Below are 15,927 nucleotides of genomic sequence, written 5' to 3' on the forward strand. Positions count from 1 at the left end.
GCCATCCCCCAACCTCTCCCGCACACAAGCGGAAGCGACCCACTCCGCTTGGGGTCACCGCAACGCCCTGTCCAGTTCATCTTCCGTTCACTCAGGTTGCCTACGGTCCACGAGCCACTGACGTCGAACGATTGCCTGGGTAAATGGAACACATCACGCTGCTGCTTGCGATTGTTGTCGTAACAGCTCTCGTGTTCGATTTCACGAACGGTTTCCACGACACCGCCAACGCGATGGCCACCACCATCTCGACCGGCGCCCTGAAGCCCAAGACAGCGGTGGCGATGTCCGCCGTTCTCAACCTGATCGGCGCGTTCCTATCGGTGGAGGTCGCCAAGACGATCTCCGGCGGGATTGTCAACGAGGACGGCCTCAGAACCGAGGTCATCTTCGCGGCGCTCGTCGGCGCCATCCTGTGGAATCTCCTGACCTGGCTGGTCGGCCTGCCCTCCAGCTCCTCCCACGCCCTGTTCGGCGGTCTGATCGGCGCCGCGGTCATGTCGGCCGGCTGGTCCTCGATCAACGGCGGCACCGTGGTCACCAAGGTGCTGCTCCCGGCGATCGCCGCCCCGCTGGTGGCCGGCCTCGCCGCGATGCTGGCCACGCGGCTGACGTACCGGATCAACCGCAACGTCACCGACCCGAACCAGCTGAAGTCGACGGCCAAGGGCTACCGGGCCGGACAGATCGCCTCCGCCGGTCTCGTCTCGCTCGCCCACGGCACCAACGACGCCCAGAAGACGATGGGCATCATCACCCTCGCCCTGGTCACCGGCGGCGTCCTCGCCCCCGGCTCCAACCCGCCGATGTGGGTCATCGTCTCCGCCGGTGTCGCCATCGCGCTCGGCACCTACCTCGGCGGCTGGCGCATCATCCGCACCATGGGCAGCGGCCTGACCGACCTCAAGCCGCCGCAGGGCTTCGCCGCCCAGACCAGTGCGGCGACCGTCATCCTGGCCTCCTCGCACCTCGGCTTCTCGCTCTCCACCACCCAGTCCTGCTCGGGTGCCGTGATGGGCGCGGGCCTCGGCCGCAAGGGGGGCGTGGTCCGCTGGTCCACCGCCACCCGGATGTTCGTCGCCTGGGGTCTGACGCTGCCGGCCGCGGGCCTGGTCGGCGCGGGCGCCGAGTTCCTGACCAAGCAGGGCACCTGGGGCATCACCGTCACCGCGATCCTGCTCGTCGGCGGCTCCTTCGCCATCTGGCTGGCCTCGCGCCGCCAGCCGGTCGACCACACCAACGTCAACGACACGGCCGTCGGCGAGGACGAGCCCCAGGGCGTCGTCACCACCGCCATCGCCGCGGTCCAGCCGCCGCCCGTCGGCGGCCCGGCCTCCGACCTCATGACCACCATCCCGGCTCCGGCCACGGCGCCCGACGACCCGGCCCGGCCGCCGGCCACGGTGTAAGGACAGATCCGCATGAAAATCGACTGGGCAGCTCTCGCCTCCGTCTTCGGTGTCAGTCTCGTGGTCACCGTCGCGCTGGTGGGCCTCTTCACCCTGGGCATCGTCGCCCTCTCCAAGCAGTCCGCCACGGCCGGCAGCAGCGCCTCCGGCGGATCAGTCGCGCTGGCGCGCACCGGCGCCTACGCCTGCTTCGCGCTGTGCGTGGCGGCGGTCTCGTACGGGATCTATCTGATCGTCGCCTGACCCCGCTCCACCGCACTCCGCAGCACCGCTTCGGGCCGGACACACCCTCGTGTGTCCGGCCCGAAGCGCGTCCGCGTGTGCGTCCGCACACAGTGGAGCCCCGCAGGTCAACAGCAAGTTGACGGGTGTTCGCGGGGCGTGGTGGACTGCCGGAGCCATTTACGGCGACAGCAGAGGAAGCCGGTGCGAATCCGGCGCGGTCCCGCCACTGTCACCGGGGAGCACTCCCCCACACCGGATGTCACGGCCCGCCGCACGCGGGCTGGAAGGCCGGGGGAACTGCGGATCCGGAAGCCAGGAGACTCTCGTCGCCGGTCACGTCGAACCAGGGCGCGGACCCTGAGTGAGGACCTACGCCATGCCCGGCCGCCGTGCGCCGCATCCCGTGCCCCCCAGTTACGGCCCCGGTGCCGGAACGTATGCCGGAACGCCTCTGACCGCGGCGGCCTGAGCCGTGCGTGCCGACCGCGTCTTCGCGTACGGCGCCACGGCCGGACTGATCGCCGACGCCCTGCTCGGCGACCCCCGACGCGGCCACCCCGTCGCCGGATTCGGCCGCGCCGCCGCGCGGGTGGAGTCCCTGCTGTGGCGTGACGACCGGGGCCGGGGCGCTCTGCACACCCTCGTGTGCGCCGGTGGCGCCGTGGGGGCCGCCGCGCTGGCCGCACGCGCCGTACGGGACCGGCCCGCGCTCGCCGTCGCGCTGACCGCCGCCACCGCCTGGTCCGTCGTCGGCGGTACGTCGCTGGGCCGGGAGGCCCGCGCCATCGGCGGCGCGCTGGCCGCCGGGGACCTGGAGGTGGCCCGGGAGCGGCTGCCGCATCTGTGCGGGCGCGATCCGCACTCCCTGGACGGTCCGGGCATCGCCCGCGCGGTCGTCGAGTCGGTCGCCGAGAACACCTCGGACGCCGTCGTCGGCGCGCTGGTGTGGGGAGCGATCGGCGGGGTGCCGGGGCTCGTCGGCTTCCGGGCCGTGAACACGCTCGACGCGATGGTCGGCCACAAGTCGCCCCGCCACCGCCGTTACGGCTGGGCCTCGGCCCGCCTGGACGATCTCGCGGGGTGGCCCGGCGCCCGGCTGACGGCCGCGCTGGCCGTGGCGGCGGGCGGGCGGCCCTCGGAGGCCGTACGCGCCTGGAAGGCCGACGCGGGCCGTCACCCGAGTCCGAACGCCGGTCCGGTGGAGGCCGCGTTCGCGGGGGCGCTCGGCGTACGGCTGGGCGGGACGCTGGCGTACGCGGGGCGCGTCGAGCACCGGCCGGTCTTGAACGGCGAGTCCGGGCGGGACGTGCGGAGCGCCGACATCGAACGCGCGGTACGGCTGTCGCGCCGGGTGAGTGCGCTGGCCCTCGGGGTGTGCGTGGCGGGGCGGCTGGTCGCCGGGCGCGTGATCGCCGGGCGCGTGGTCGCGGGACGGTCGTCGACAGGACGGAAGCGGGGACGGGCATGAGCGGCGGACTGCTGGTCGCGGGAACCACATCGGACGCGGGCAAGAGCGTCGTCACGGCGGGCATCTGCCGGTGGCTGGTGCGCCGGGGCGTGAAGGTCGCGCCGTTCAAGGCGCAGAACATGTCGCTGAACTCCTTCGTGACCCGGGAGGGCGCGGAGATCGGGCGGGCCCAGGCCATGCAGGCGCAGGCCGCCCGGGTGGAGCCGACGGCCCTGATGAACCCGGTGCTGCTGAAGCCCGGCAGCGACCGGTCCAGCCAGGTCGTGCTGATGGGCAAGCCGGTCGGCGAGATGAGCGCCCGGGGCTATCACGGAGGCCGTCAGGAGGCGTTGCTCGGGACGGTCACGGACTGTCTGGAGCAGTTGCGGTCGACGTACGACGCGGTGATCTGCGAAGGGGCCGGGTCGCCGGCCGAGATCAATCTGCGGCGGACCGACATCGTGAACATGGGGATCGCGCGGGCCGCGAAATTCCCTGTGCTGGTGGTCGGGGACATCGACCGGGGCGGGGTCTTCGCCTCGTTCTTCGGCACGACGGCGCTGCTGAGCGCGGAGGACCAGGCGCTGGTCGCCGGCTACCTCGTGAACAAGTTCCGAGGCGACGTCTCGCTGTTGGAGCCGGGCCTGGACATGCTGTACGACCTGACCGGGCGGCGGACGTACGGAGTGCTGCCGTACGCCCACGGGCTCGGCATCGACGAGGAGGACGGCCTGCGGGTGTCGATGCGGGGCGCGGTGCGCGAATCGGTCGTGGCTCCCCCGCACGGCGAGGACGTGTTGCGGGTCGCGGTCTGCGCGGTGCCGTTGATGTCCAACTTCACGGATGTGGACGCGCTGGCCGCCGAACCGGGCGTCGTCGTGCGGTTCGTGGACCGGGCCGACGAGCTGGTCGACGCGGACCTGGTGATCGTCCCCGGGACGCGCGGCACGGTGAAGGCGCTGGCCTGGCTGCGCGAGCGGGGCCTCGCGGACGCGCTGGTGCGGCGGGCGGCGGAGGGCCGGCCGGTGCTCGGCGTCTGCGGCGGGTTCCAGGTGCTCGGTGAGCGGATCGAGGACGAGGTGGAGTCGCGGGCGGGGGTCGTGGACGGGCTGGGGCTGCTGCCGGTGCGGATCCGCTTCGACCGGGCCAAGACGCTGGCGCGGCCGGTCGGTTCGGCGCTGGGCGAGCCGGTGGAGGGGTACGAGATCCACCACGGGGTGGCCGATGTACGGGGCGGGGAACCGTTCCTGGACGGGTGCCGGGTGGGGGCGGTGTGGGGGACGCACTGGCACGGGTCGCTGGAGAGCGATGCGTTCCGGCGGCGGTTCCTGGTGGAGGTGGCCCGGGCCGCCGGGCGGCGGTTCCTGCCCGCGCCGGACACGAGTTTCGGGGTGTTGCGGGAGGAGCAGCTGGATCGGCTGGGGGATCTGGTGGAGGAGCATGCGGATACGGATGCGTTGTGGCGGTTGATCGAGGGCGGGGCGCCGCCGGGGTTGCCCTTTGTGCCGCCGGGGGCGCCGTCGTTCGGTGCGGGGGCTCCGGAGAGCCGGGGCGCTGCCCCGGGCCCCGCTCCTCAATCGCCGGAGGGGCTTGATTTCGCCCGGTCCGCGGAGGCGAAGCCCCGAGGGCTTGGCGAAGCAGCTGTTGTTCATGTCGACCAGGAGGCCAAGTGAGTACGCCGTATCCCTTCACCGCGATCGTCGGGCAGGACGACCTGCGGCTCGGGCTGTTGCTGAACGCGGTCAGTCCGGCTGTCGGCGGGGTGCTCGTGCGGGGCGAGAAGGGGACCGCCAAGTCCACCGCCGTCCGTGCGCTGGCCGCCCTCATGCCCGAGGTCGCCGTGGTGCCCGGGTGCCGGTTCTCCTGTGATCCCGCCTCTCCCGATCCGGCGTGTCCCGATGGGCCGCACGCGGAGGCGGCCGGTGTGTCGCGGGCCGCGCGGACCGTGGAGCTGCCCGTCGGCGCGTCCGAGGACCGGCTGGTGGGGGCGCTGGACATCGAGCGGGCGCTCTCGGAGGGCGTGAAGGCGTTCGAGCCGGGGCTGTTGGCCGACGCGCACCGCGGGATCCTGTACGTCGACGAGGTCAACCTCCTCCACGACCACCTGGTGGACCTGCTGCTGGACGCGGCGGCCATGGGCGCTTCGTACGTGGAGCGCGAGGGCGTCTCCGTACGGCATGCGGCGCGGTTCCTGCTGGTCGGCACGATGAACCCGGAAGAGGGCGAGCTGCGGCCGCAGTTGCTGGACCGGTTCGGGCTGACCGTCGAGGTGGCCGCTTCCCGGGACACCGACGAGCGGGTCGAGGTCGTGCGCCGCCGGCTCGCGTACGACGACGATCCCGAGGGCTTCGCGGCGCGCTGGGCCGAGGAGGAGAGCGCCCTGCGGGAGCGGATCGCCGATGCGCGCGCCCTGCTGCCCCGCGTCGTGCTCGGCGACGGCGTGTTGCGGCAGATCGCCGCCACCTGCGCCGCGTTCGAGGTGGACGGGATGCGGGCCGACATCGTGATGGCCCGTACCGCCACCGCGCTGGCGGCCTGGGCCGGGCGCGAGGAGGTCACCGCCGACGACGTGCGGCAGGCCGCTCTCCTCGCGCTCCCCCACCGGCGTCGCCGCAACCCCTTCGACGCACCGGGCCTGGACGAGGAGAAGCTCGACCAGACCCTGGACGAGGCGGGCCCGCAGGAGAACAACGACGGCGACGACCAGCCCGATCCCGATCCCGACGGCGGTGGGGACGACGGCGGTGGCGGCGGAGGTGTGCCTCCGCAGGCCGACGGCGACCGTACGCCGCCGCAGGGCGAGGGCGGCGGCGATGGCGACACGCCGTCGCAGGCTCCCGAAGGCGCCCCCGACGCGCCCGGCAGGTCCACCGGGGCCGAGCAGCAGCCGGTGGCGTCCGCCGAGCCGTTCCGGACGAAGATGCTCAGCGTGCCGGGGCTCGGCGAGGGCGCTGCCGGGCGGCGCTCCCGGGCCCGTACCGAGCACGGGCGTACGACCGGCGCGCGTCGCCCGCAGGGGTCGCTGACCAAGCTGCACCTGGCCGCGACCGTGCAGGCCGCCGCTCCGCACCAGCGTGCGCGCGGGCGTGCCGGGCGGGGGCTCGTGGTGCGCCGGGACGATCTGCGGCAGGCGACCCGGGAGGGGCGTGAGGGCAACCTCGTGCTGTTCGTCGTGGACGCCTCCGGTTCGATGGCGGCCCGGCAGCGGATGAGCGCGGTCAAGGGGGCCGTGCTGTCGCTGCTGCTGGACGCCTACCAGCGGCGGGACAAGGTCGGTCTGGTCACCTTCCGGGGCAAGGAGGCGGAGGTGGCGCTGCCGCCGACCTCGTCGGTGGACGCCGCCGCCTCCCGTCTGGAGTCGCTGCCGACCGGGGGGCGCACTCCGCTTGCCGCCGGGCTGCTCAAGGCCCATGACGTGGTGCGGGTGGAGCGGCTGCGCGATCCGTCGCGGCGGCCGCTGCTCGTCGTGGTCACGGACGGCCGGGCGACCGGCGGGCCTGAGCCGGTCGCGCTCGCGGGGCGGGCGGCGCGGCTGCACCAGTCGGAGGGGACGGCCTCGGTCGTCGTGGACTGCGAGTCGGGGTACGTACGCCTCGGTCTCGCCGGGGAGTTGGCCCGGGAACTGGGAGGCACCGCCGTCACGCTCGACGAGCTGCGGGCCGACTCGATCGCCGGGCTCGTCAAGGACGTCACCGCAGCCGGGAGGGCCGCTTAATGCCGCAGGGACAGCCGACATCGGTGCCGGACGACGGGCTCACCACCCGGCAGCGGCGCAACCGCCCGCTCCTGTTCGTCCACACGGGCATCGGGAAGGGCAAGTCGACGGCGGCTTTCGGGCTCGCGCTGCGGGCCTGGAACCAGGGGTGGCCGATCGGGGTGTTCCAGTTCGTGAAGTCGGCGAAGTGGAAGGTCGGCGAGGAGAACGCGCTGAAGGTGCTGGGCGCGAGTGGCGAGGGCGGCACCGTCGACTGGCACAAGATGGGCGAGGGCTGGTCCTGGGTCCAGCGCGACGGTCAGCTGGACAACGAGGAGAAGGCCCGCGAGGGCTGGGAGCAGGTCAAGCGCGACCTGGCGGCCGAGACGTACAAGCTGTACGTGCTGGACGAGTTCGCCTATCCGATGCACTGGGGCTGGATCGACACCGACGAGGTCGTCGAGGTGATGCGGAACCGGCCCGGCACCCAGCATGTGGTGATCACCGGCCGCAACGCGCCGGACGCGCTGATCGAGGCCGCCGACCTGGTGACCGACATGTCGAAGGTCAAGCACCCGATGGACGCGGGGCAGAAGGGCCAGAGGGGCATCGAGTGGTGAATGTGCCCCGTCTGGTCATCGCCGCTCCGGCCTCCGGCAGCGGCAAGACCACCGTCGCCACCGGTCTGATGGCCGCCTTCGCCGCGCGCGGGCTGGCCGTCTCGCCGCACAAGGTGGGCCCGGACTACATCGATCCGGGTTATCACTCGCTGGCGACGGGCCGCCCCGGCCGCAATCTCGACGCGTACATGTGCGGGACGGATCTCATCGCCCCGCTCTTCGCGCACGGGTCGGCGGGGTGCGATCTCGCCGTGGTCGAGGGCGTGATGGGGCTGTACGACGGTGCCTCGGGGCAGGGCGAGCTGGCGTCCACCGCGCAGGTGGCGAAGCTGCTCCGGGCCCCGGTGGTGCTGGTGGTGGACGCCTCCTCGCAGTCCCGGTCGGTGGCGGCCCTGGTGCACGGGTTCGCCTCCTGGGATCCGGAGGTGCGGATCGGCGGGGTGATCCTGAACAAGGTGGCGTCCGACCGGCACGAGGCGCTGCTGCGGGACGCGTTGGACGAGTCCGGGCTGCCGGTGCTCGGTGTGCTGCGGCGGGCCCCGCAGGTCGCGACGCCCTCGCGCCACCTGGGTCTGGTCCCGGTGGCCGAGCGGCAGGGCGATGCGGTGGACGCCGTACGGGCCATGGGCGAGCGGGTGCGCGCCGGGTGCGACCTGGACGCGCTGATGGCGCTGGCGCGGACGGCGCCCGCGCTGCCGGACGAGGCGTGGGAGCCGGCGTACGCCGTCGTGGAACGGCCCCGGCCCGTCGTCGCGGTGGCCGGCGGGGCGGCGTTCACCTTCGCGTACGCGGAGCACGCCGAACTGCTGACGGCGGCCGGTGCGGAGGTCGTGACCTTTGATCCGTTGCGGGACGAGAAGCTGCCCGCGGGGACGGCGGGGCTCGTCATCGGCGGTGGCTTCCCGGAAATGTACGCCCCCGAGCTGTCGGCGAACGAGCCGTTGCGGCGGGCGGTCACGGAACTGGCCCTGAGCGGCGCGCCGGTGGCGGCCGAGTGCGCGGGGCTGCTCTATCTGGCGCGGGAGCTGGACGGGAAGCCGATGTGCGGGGTGCTGGACGCCGAGGCCCGGATGTCGGAGCGGCTCACGCTCGGGTACCGGCAGGCGGTCGCGGTCTCGGACAGCGCGCTGGCGGTGGCGGGGACGCGGATGCGCGGTCACGAGTTCCACCGCACAGTGCTGGAGCCGGGGGCGGGGGCCACACCGGCCTGGGGCATGCACCAGCCGGAGCGGCGGGTCGAGGGGTACGTCCAGCGGGGCGTGCACGCCAGCTATCTGCACACCCACTGGGCGGCTTCGCCCTCGGTGGCCCGGCGGTTCGTCGAGCACTGCCGGGCGCGGTGAGCGACCCGCGCGTCCGTCTCGGCGACGTGTGCGGGCGTACGCGCGGCTCACTCGGCGATGCCGACGACCAGCCAGATGAAGCCCACGCCCCCGATGGTGCAGAGAAGGGTGGAGCGGGCGGGATGGGTGTGGTGCGCCTCGGGAAGGATCTCCGCGGCGGCCAGGTAGAGCAGCGCTCCGCCGAAGAAGCCGAGATAGCCGCCGAGCAGTTCCTCCGGAAGGGTGAACAGCAGCGTCGTCGCGGCGCCCACGACCGGCGCCAGAGCAGCCGCGAACAGCATCAGGAGCGCCTTGCGGCGGGCGTTCCCGTACAGACTGGTGAGGGTGTACGTGTTGAATCCGTCGGCGAAGTCATGACTGATCACCGCCAGCGCGACGGCCAGGCCCATGGCTCCGCTGACCTGGAAGGCGGCGCCGAGCGCGATGCCGTCCATCAGGCTGTGGCCGACCATCGCGGCCGCCGCCGTCAGCCCCACCTGGGGCACGCGTTCGCCGCTCGCCCCGTGTGCCACCTGGCGTACGGCGAGCAGCCCCTCGACCAGATGGGCCACCAGGAAGCCGCCGACGAACAGCAGCAGGGCGGCGGGCACGCCGAACACCGGGGCGCCCGCGGCCTCCATCGCCTCCGGCAGGAGGTCGAGTCCGACCACACCGAGCATCAGCCCGCCCGCGAAGCCGAGCACCAGGTGACGGCGGTCGGTGACGCGTTGGGCGACCCAGCCGCCGGCCAGAGTCATCAGGAACGCGCCGAGCGCGACGAACACCGCCATGGGGCCTTGCTAGCCGATCAAGCCCTCTCTCCGCATCTCAGGGTGTCCTTACCGGCCGGGCTCGCGGCGCCCCTCCTGCCGCCCGGGCCCGTGCTCCGTATACGGAACGGCCGCGCCCGCTCCCTCCGTACCCCTGACGTAACCGCTGACGCACCACCTACGTACCACCCGGACGTTTGACCTGAAAGGCAGGACTCCGCCGATGACCGGAGTATCCGTCGGCCCCGGACCGGAGTCCGGCGCCCGCAGTCTGGTGGTGGGGGTCGGCGCGCGCCGCGGCGCCTCCGGCGATGCGGTGTTCGCCCTGATCGAGGCGGTGTTGAGCGGGGCCGGTCTGGACGCGGCGGACGTGGTGGAGGTGGCGACGGTCGACACGAAGGGGGACGAGCCGGGGATCGTGGGGGCGGCGGCCCGGCTCGGGGTGCCGGTGCGGACCCATCCGGCCGGGGCGCTGGCCGCGGTCCGCGTGCCGCACCCCTCGGGCGCGGTGGGTGCGGCGGTGGGCACTGCCTCGGTCGCGGAGGCGGCGGCGCTGATCGAGGCGGACGAGCTGGTGGTGCCGAAGACCCGCGCCACGGGCGGCGACGCCGGGTCCGGAGGGGTGGCGACCTGTGCGGTGGCCCGGCGTTTTCCGGCCGTCGCCGGGACTTTCGATGTTTCCGGGAGGAAAACTTCCACCTCACCGGTGACGGGGGGCTCCCGCCCGTTCACCATGGCTGCCATGACTCCCCCCACGCAGAACATCGAGAGCGCCGGGCCCGACCTGCGCCACCACGGCGACGCGGAGGTGCGCGGCGAGAATCTGACCGATCTCGCCGTGAACGTCCGTACCCACACTCCCCCGGAGTGGCTGCGCGAGCGGATATCCGCGTCGCTCACCTCGCTGGCCGCCTACCCGGACGGGTCCTCCGCCCGCGCCGCGGTCGCCGGCCGGCACGGACTGCCGGTGGAGCGGGTGCTGCTGACGGCGGGCGCGGCCGAGGCGTTCGTCCTGATCGCCCGGGCCCTTCCGGCCCGGTGTCCGGTCGTGGTGCATCCGCAGTTCACCGAACCGGAGGCGGCGCTCCGGGCGGCCGGGCACGGGGTGGGGCGGGTGCTGCTGCGCGAGGAGGACGGCTTCCGGCTCGATCCGGCGGCGGTGCCCGAGCAGGCGGACCTCGTGGTGATCGGCAATCCGACGAACCCGACGTCCGTGCTGCATCCGGCGGCCCTGCTGGAGCGGCTGGCGCGGCCGGGGCGGACGCTGGTGGTCGACGAGGCGTTCATGGACGTCGTGCCGGGCGAACGCGAGGCGTTGTGCGGGCGGACGGACATCCCGGGGCTCGTGGTGCTGCGCAGTCTCACCAAGACCTGGGGGCTCGCCGGGCTGCGGATCGGCTATGTGCTGGCCGATCCGGAGACGGTGGCGCTGCTCGCGGAGGCGCAGCCGCTGTGGCCGGTGTCCACCCCGGCGCTGGCGGCGGCGGAGGCGTGCATGGAGCCGCGGGCGCTGGTGGAGGCGGCCGAGGCGGCGGACCGGGTCACGGTGGACCGGGCCCATCTGCTCGCCGGGCTGGCCGAGTTCAGCGAGGTGGAGGCGGTGGAGGCGGCCCGGGGGCCGTTCGTCCTGGTGCGTCTGGAGCGGGCGGCGGAGGTGCGGGAGCGGCTGCGGCTGCTGGGCTTCGCGGCCCGGCGGGGCGATACGTTTCCGGGGCTCGGGCCGCAGTGGCTGCGGCTCGCGGTCCGCGACCGGGCCACGACCAACCGTTTCCTCCAGGCCCTGGACCAGGCCGTGCAGGCGCTGCCCGCGAGATCGGGGCGCTGAGGAGCCGCTCCGAGCGGTGTACCGGGGGCGGCGTCCGTCGTGCGGACGCCGCCCCCTCACACGTATCAGCTCTGGCTGCTGCCGCGCCTGCGCGCCAGCACCGTGGCGCCCGCGCCGACGGCCAGCAGCAGGGCCGCTCCGCCCGCGATGTACGGGGTGGTGGAGCTGCCGCCGGTCTCGGCGAGGTTGGCCTCGGTGGGGGCGGGGCCGGTGTCGGAGCCGGTCTGCGTCTTCACGTCGCCGCTCTTGCCGCCGTCGCCCTGGTCGCCGCCGGTGGAGCCGCCGTCCGTGGAACCACCGGAGTCGCCGCCCGTGTCACCGCCGGTGGAACCGCCGTCCGTGGAGCCCGGCTTCTCGGGGGTCTTCGGCTCCTTCGGGGTCTCGCAGGTCGCCTCGGCGAGGGTGACCTCGCCCTCCACCTCGGCGACGTTGAGCTTCAGCGGGTTGACCGACACCTTGAGCTGGAGCGCCGTCGCGGCCGCCGTGCGCTCGGTGGTGACGGTCTTCGACAGATGGAGGGAGACCTCGCCGACGCCCGGCACCGACACCTGCGTCGGCCCGCCCGCGCTGAGCGTCACCTTCTTGCCGAGCACCGCGACATGGCCGAGCACGTTCGACTCGGCGACGGGCTTCTTGCCGGTCTCGCAGACGGCCTTGGAGGTGACCTTCTCGACCTCGATGAGCGAGAGCGCGGTGAGTCCGGGCACATGGATCCGGGCCTTCGCGAGGTTGGTGTACCCCTCGGCCTTGTGCTCGTCCACGGTGGCGTTCGCGGTGGCCACATCGGCGCGCAGGACGCTCACCGGCCGGCCCTCCACGCCGTCCAGGTTCACCGTGAGCGCGGTCTTCTCGGCGCTGGCCGGCGCCTGCACCTCGTTGAGCGTGACCTTGAGGGGCACCTGGACGGACTTGTTGAGGAGCGAGACGTCGAGCCCGGTACGGAGCACGACCGCGCTCGCCTTGCCCTCGCCGGTGGTGGGCGTCGCCGGGGCTGCGTGCGCGGGGACGGCGGCAAGCAGAGCGACGGGAGCGGCGGCGACCGCCAGGGCGGCGAGACGGAAGGTGTTGCTGTTCAAGATGGTGGAACCCCCACAAGAGACATGGAGCCACCGGCACAGTCCAATGGGGGACATCGCCCGTGCCGGCGGCCTCGACTCCGTGAATCTTTACGCACTGAGGGTGAACTGGCGGATACCTGGCGTGAGTTCACCCCAAAGGGGGGTTTCCGCGCGCATATTCGAATCTTTCGGTACGTGCGTTCCCCGGCGTCACTCGTTTCACCCGGCTCCGGTCGTACGGCGCCCGAACACACCGGAAGACACCGCAGTGTGCGCAGAGGTGCTTCAACGAGCCGGGGCCGCCACCGTCACTGCCCGTCAACACGGCACCGCTCCGCCCCCGCCGCCCCTCAGCCGATCACCCGTCCGTTCAGCACGATGTGCCGGGGAGCCGCCAGCACCCGGACGTCCGCGCGCGGATCCTCGTCGTACACGACCAGGTCCGCCGGGGCGCCCTCCTCCAGCACCGGCCGTCCCAGCCAGCGCCTGGCCCCCCACGCGGTGGCGGAGAGGGCCTCCAGCGGCGGGATGCCCGCCTTGACCAGCTCGGCGACCTCGCCCGCGACCAGGCCGTGCGCCAGCGAGCCGCCCGCGTCGGTGCCGACGTAGACCGGGATGCCCGCGTCGTACGCGGCGCGCACGGTGTCGTAGCGGCGTTCGTACAGCTGCCGCATATGGGCCGACCAGCGGGGGAACTTGGCCTCGCCGCCCGCCGCGAGGTCCGGGAAGGTGGCGATGTTGACCAGCGTCGGGACGATCGCGACCCCGCGTTCGGCGAAGAGCGGGATGGTCTCCTCGGTGAGGCCGGTGGCGTGCTCGACGCAGTCGATGCCCGCCTCCACCAGGTCGGTGAGCGACTCCTCGGCGAAGCAGTGCGCGGTGACCCGGGCGCCGAGCCGGTGCGCCTCGGCGATGGCCGCCGCCAGCTCGCCGCGCGGCCAGCAGGCGGTCAGATCCCCGGCGTCGCGGTCGATCCAGTCCCCCACCAGCTTGACCCAGCCGTCCCCGCGCCGGGCCTCCCGGGCCACGTACGCGACGAGGTCGCCGGGCTCGATCTCATGGGCGTAGTTGCGGATGTAGCGGCGGGTCCTGGCGATGTGCCGGCCGGCCCTGATGATCTTCGGCAGGTCCTCGCGGTCGTCGACCCAACGGGTGTCGGAGGGCGATCCCGCGTCCCGGATCAGCAGTGTTCCGGCCTCCCGGTCGGCGAGCGCCTGCTTCTCGGCGGTGGCCGCGTCGACCGGGCCGTGCGCGTCCAGGCCCACATGGCAGTGCGCGTCGACCAGACCGGGCAGCGCCCAGCCGGTGACCGTCACCGCGCGGTCCGCGCCGGGCGGCCGCTCGTAGGCGATCCGCCCGTCCACGGCCCACAGTTCGTCCCGCACCTCGTCCGGGCCGACTAGCACCCGGCCCTTCACCCGCAGCACCCGCTGTTCCTCCTGATCACTCATACGCGGCACTGTACGAGGCCGCCGGAAGGCCGTCGGTAGGCTGCCAGTGTCTTTCGACCGCCGCACGAAACCCGAAGAGAGCCCCACCGTGACGCACCCCTTCCTCGACCTCCCCCCGCTCACCGCCGACCGCTTCGCGGCGATCGAGCGGCGTGTGGCCCGGCTCCTCGCCACGGAGCAGGACGTCGTCATCACCCAGGGCGAGGCGCTGCTGCCGCTGGAAGGCTGTATCCGCAGCGGCGCGCGGCCCGGCTCGACCGCGCTGAACGTGGTCACGGGCCCGTACGGGCAGACCTTCGGCAACTGGCTGCGGGACTGCGGCGCGCAGGTGATCGACCTCGCGGTGCCCTTCCACACGGCGGTGACCGCCGCCCAGGTCGCCGAGGCGCTCGCCGAGCACCCGGAGATCGACTTCGTCTCGCTGGTGCACGCGGAGGCGGCGACCGGCAACACCAACCCGGTCGCGGAGATCGGCGAGGTGGTCCGGGCGCACGGCGCGCTGTTCATGCTGGACGCGGTCGCCTCGGTGGGCGCCGAGCCGCTGCTGCCGGACGCCTGGGGCGTCGATCTGTGCGTGATCGGCGCGCAGAAGGCCATGGGCGGACCCGCCGGGGTGTCGGCGGTGTCGGTGAGCGCGCGGGCCTGGGAGCGGATGGCGGGCAACCCGGCCGCCCCGCGCCGTTCCTACCTCTCCCTCCTGGACTGGAAGGAGCGCTGGATCGACGGTGGCCGCAGGGCGCTGCCGCACGCCCCGGCGCAGCTGGAGATGCTGGGCCTGGAGGCCTGCGTGGCGCGGATCGAGGACGAGGGCCTGGACACGGTGACGGCCCGCCACGCCTCGGCCGCCGCGGCGACCAGGGCGGGCGCGGTGGCGCTGGGCGGCGGTCTGGAACCGTACGTCCACGAGGCGCGGGACGCGGCTCCGGTGGCCACGACACTGCGCGCCCCGGCGGGGACCGACGCCGCCGCGCTGGTCGCGCACGCGCTGGCGGCCGACCCCTCGCTCCCGCTCGTCGCGGGCGGCGGGGCGCTGTCCAAGGAGATGATCCGGGTCAATCACTACGGGGCGGATGCGACGCGGGACGCGGTGCTGTCCTCGCTCGCGGCTCTGGGGGCGGCGCTGTCCGATGCGGGCCGGCGGGTCGATATCGATGCTGCCCGGGTCGCCGTTTCGGAAACCTGGCCGGGCCGCTGATATTCATAATGCGGGGAGCTGCTTTATCGAAAGCAGCTCCCCGCATTCTTCTGCCCGCTTTCCCGGCACCTAAACGCGGAAGTTTTCCCGGGCGCCGAACTTCATGATTCGGACACGTCTCAGGAGAGTTACAACCCTGTGACCGACTCCACACGGGCGGCGTTATGCCCGAAAAATTCGGGACAAAGAGCGTGAAATTGTACCCGGATCATGGTGAATCTCGCGCACGCCTGATAACACATGAAGGCGCTTCACCCAACCCTTCGCGTCGATGCAATTTTGAAATTTGCTGGGTAAATTCAATTCGCATGACCGCCGCACCAGCAGATTTTGCCCGTGCCCGAAGCGAATTCCTCAGTATCGATGCCCCACGAGTGGAGGACGGAGCCGCGATCTGGCGCATCGCCCGCGACTCCCAGGTCCTGGACCTGAACTCCTCGTACAGCTACCTGCTGTGGTGTCGTGACTTCGCCGCGACCTCCGCCGTCGCCCGTGGCGAGAGTGGCGAGCCCATCGCCTTCGTGACGGGCTACATCAGGCCCGACCGCCCCCAGACCCTCGTCGTCTGGCAGGTGGCCGTGGACCAGGCCCACCGCGGCAAGGGGTTGGCCGCCACTCTGCTGGACGCGCTGACCGCCCGGGTCGCCGCCGACCAGGGCCTGTCGTCCGTGGAGACGACGATCACCCCGGACAACACCGCCTCCGACCGGCTGTTCACGTCCTACGCCCAGCGCCACGACGTCGCGCTGGAGCACGAGGTGCTCTTCGAGGGCGCGCTGTTCCCCGAAGGGACGCACCTGCCCGAGGTGCTCTACCGGATAGGCCCGTTCACCACCTGACCGGCACGTTCGCCACCTGAGCCCACCCGGCCACCACCCCGGCGTACCCGACCCGTACGCCCGGCCCCCACA

13 protein-coding genes and 1 riboswitch are annotated in these 15,927 nt (G+C 73.0%); of the genes, 10 read left to right on the forward strand and 3 right to left on the reverse strand.

Annotation, left to right across the window (positions count from 1 at the left end; all coding sequences use genetic code 11):
- The first annotated feature begins 143 nt into the window (after positions 1-143).
- The 7 genes from G3I54_RS19540 to G3I54_RS19570 all read left to right on the forward strand — a co-directional run bounded on the left by G3I54_RS19540 (position 144) and on the right by G3I54_RS19570 (position 8,738).
- The gene (locus tag G3I54_RS19540) at positions 144-1,409 is read left to right on the forward strand and encodes an inorganic phosphate transporter (protein ID WP_164616149.1); all 1,266 of its coding nucleotides are present in this window, start codon (positions 144-146) and stop codon (positions 1,407-1,409) included.
- Between the two features lie 12 nt (positions 1,410-1,421).
- Positions 1,422-1,652 carry a hypothetical protein gene (locus tag G3I54_RS19545; protein ID WP_137233883.1) on the forward strand — a complete coding sequence of 77 codons (231 nt, stop codon included), beginning with the start codon at positions 1,422-1,424 and terminating at the stop codon, positions 1,650-1,652.
- A 172-nt stretch (positions 1,653-1,824) separates the two neighbouring features.
- Positions 1,825-1,957: riboswitch (cobalamin riboswitch) on the forward strand.
- A 149-nt stretch (positions 1,958-2,106) separates the two neighbouring features.
- A complete protein-coding gene (locus G3I54_RS19550) occupies positions 2,107-3,102 on the forward strand; it encodes a cobalamin biosynthesis protein (RefSeq protein WP_164616150.1) in 996 nt (331 codons plus the stop codon).
- Entirely contained in the window at positions 3,099-4,754 is a 1,656-nt protein-coding gene (locus G3I54_RS19555) for a cobyric acid synthase (protein WP_164616151.1), read from the forward strand. The genes G3I54_RS19550 and G3I54_RS19555 overlap by 4 nt, the downstream gene beginning before the upstream one ends.
- On the forward strand, positions 4,751-6,796 hold the full coding sequence (locus G3I54_RS19560; protein ID WP_164616152.1) for a putative cobaltochelatase: 2,046 nt from the start codon (positions 4,751-4,753) through the stop codon (positions 6,794-6,796). Before G3I54_RS19555 ends, G3I54_RS19560 begins: the two co-directional genes overlap by 4 nt.
- The gene (cobO, locus tag G3I54_RS19565; RefSeq protein WP_018512216.1) at positions 6,796-7,395 is read left to right on the forward strand and encodes a cob(I)yrinic acid a,c-diamide adenosyltransferase; all 600 of its coding nucleotides are present in this window, start codon (positions 6,796-6,798) and stop codon (positions 7,393-7,395) included. Before G3I54_RS19560 ends, cobO begins: the two co-directional genes overlap by 1 nt.
- Positions 7,389-8,738, forward strand: a complete 1,350-nt coding sequence (locus G3I54_RS19570) for a cobyrinate a,c-diamide synthase (RefSeq protein ID WP_164616153.1) — start codon at positions 7,389-7,391, stop codon at positions 8,736-8,738. The genes cobO and G3I54_RS19570 overlap by 7 nt, the downstream gene beginning before the upstream one ends.
- 47 nt (positions 8,739-8,785) lie before the next feature.
- Here G3I54_RS19570 and G3I54_RS19575 read toward each other — a convergent pair whose 3' ends face one another.
- Positions 8,786-9,508: a ZIP family metal transporter gene (locus tag G3I54_RS19575; protein ID WP_164616154.1), complete on the reverse strand. Its 723-nt coding sequence runs from the start codon at positions 9,506-9,508 to the stop codon at positions 8,786-8,788.
- 202 nt (positions 9,509-9,710) lie between these two features.
- Here G3I54_RS19575 and cobC point away from each other — a divergent pair, with 202 nt between their 5' ends.
- Positions 9,711-11,312 carry an Rv2231c family pyridoxal phosphate-dependent protein CobC gene (gene cobC / locus G3I54_RS19580; RefSeq protein WP_164616155.1) on the forward strand — a complete coding sequence of 534 codons (1,602 nt, stop codon included), beginning with the start codon at positions 9,711-9,713 and terminating at the stop codon, positions 11,310-11,312.
- Positions 11,313-11,377: 65 nt separating this feature from the next.
- Here the strand turns inward: cobC and G3I54_RS19585 are convergent, their stop codons facing one another.
- Together G3I54_RS19585 and G3I54_RS19590 are read right to left on the reverse strand one after the other, a co-directional pair.
- Positions 11,378-12,388 carry an SCO1860 family LAETG-anchored protein gene (locus G3I54_RS19585; RefSeq protein WP_164616156.1) on the reverse strand — a complete coding sequence of 337 codons (1,011 nt, stop codon included), beginning with the start codon at positions 12,386-12,388 and terminating at the stop codon, positions 11,378-11,380.
- Positions 12,389-12,720: 332 nt separating this feature from the next.
- Positions 12,721-13,821: an amidohydrolase family protein gene (locus tag G3I54_RS19590; protein WP_164616157.1), complete on the reverse strand. Its 1,101-nt coding sequence runs from the start codon at positions 13,819-13,821 to the stop codon at positions 12,721-12,723.
- A gap of 88 nt (positions 13,822-13,909) precedes the next feature.
- Here G3I54_RS19590 and G3I54_RS19595 point away from each other — a divergent pair, with 88 nt between their 5' ends.
- Positions 13,910-15,016: an aminotransferase class V-fold PLP-dependent enzyme gene (locus G3I54_RS19595; RefSeq protein ID WP_164616158.1), complete on the forward strand. Its 1,107-nt coding sequence runs from the start codon at positions 13,910-13,912 to the stop codon at positions 15,014-15,016.
- Positions 15,017-15,324: 308 nt separating this feature from the next.
- Entirely contained in the window at positions 15,325-15,855 is a 531-nt protein-coding gene (gene ectA / locus G3I54_RS19600; protein WP_164616159.1) for a diaminobutyrate acetyltransferase, read from the forward strand.
- Positions 15,856-15,927: the final 72 nt, after the last annotated feature.

The sequence above is a fragment of the Streptomyces sp. SID14515 genome, assembly GCF_010548505.1.
Lineage (GTDB): Bacteria > Actinomycetota > Actinomycetes > Streptomycetales > Streptomycetaceae > Streptomyces > Streptomyces caviscabies.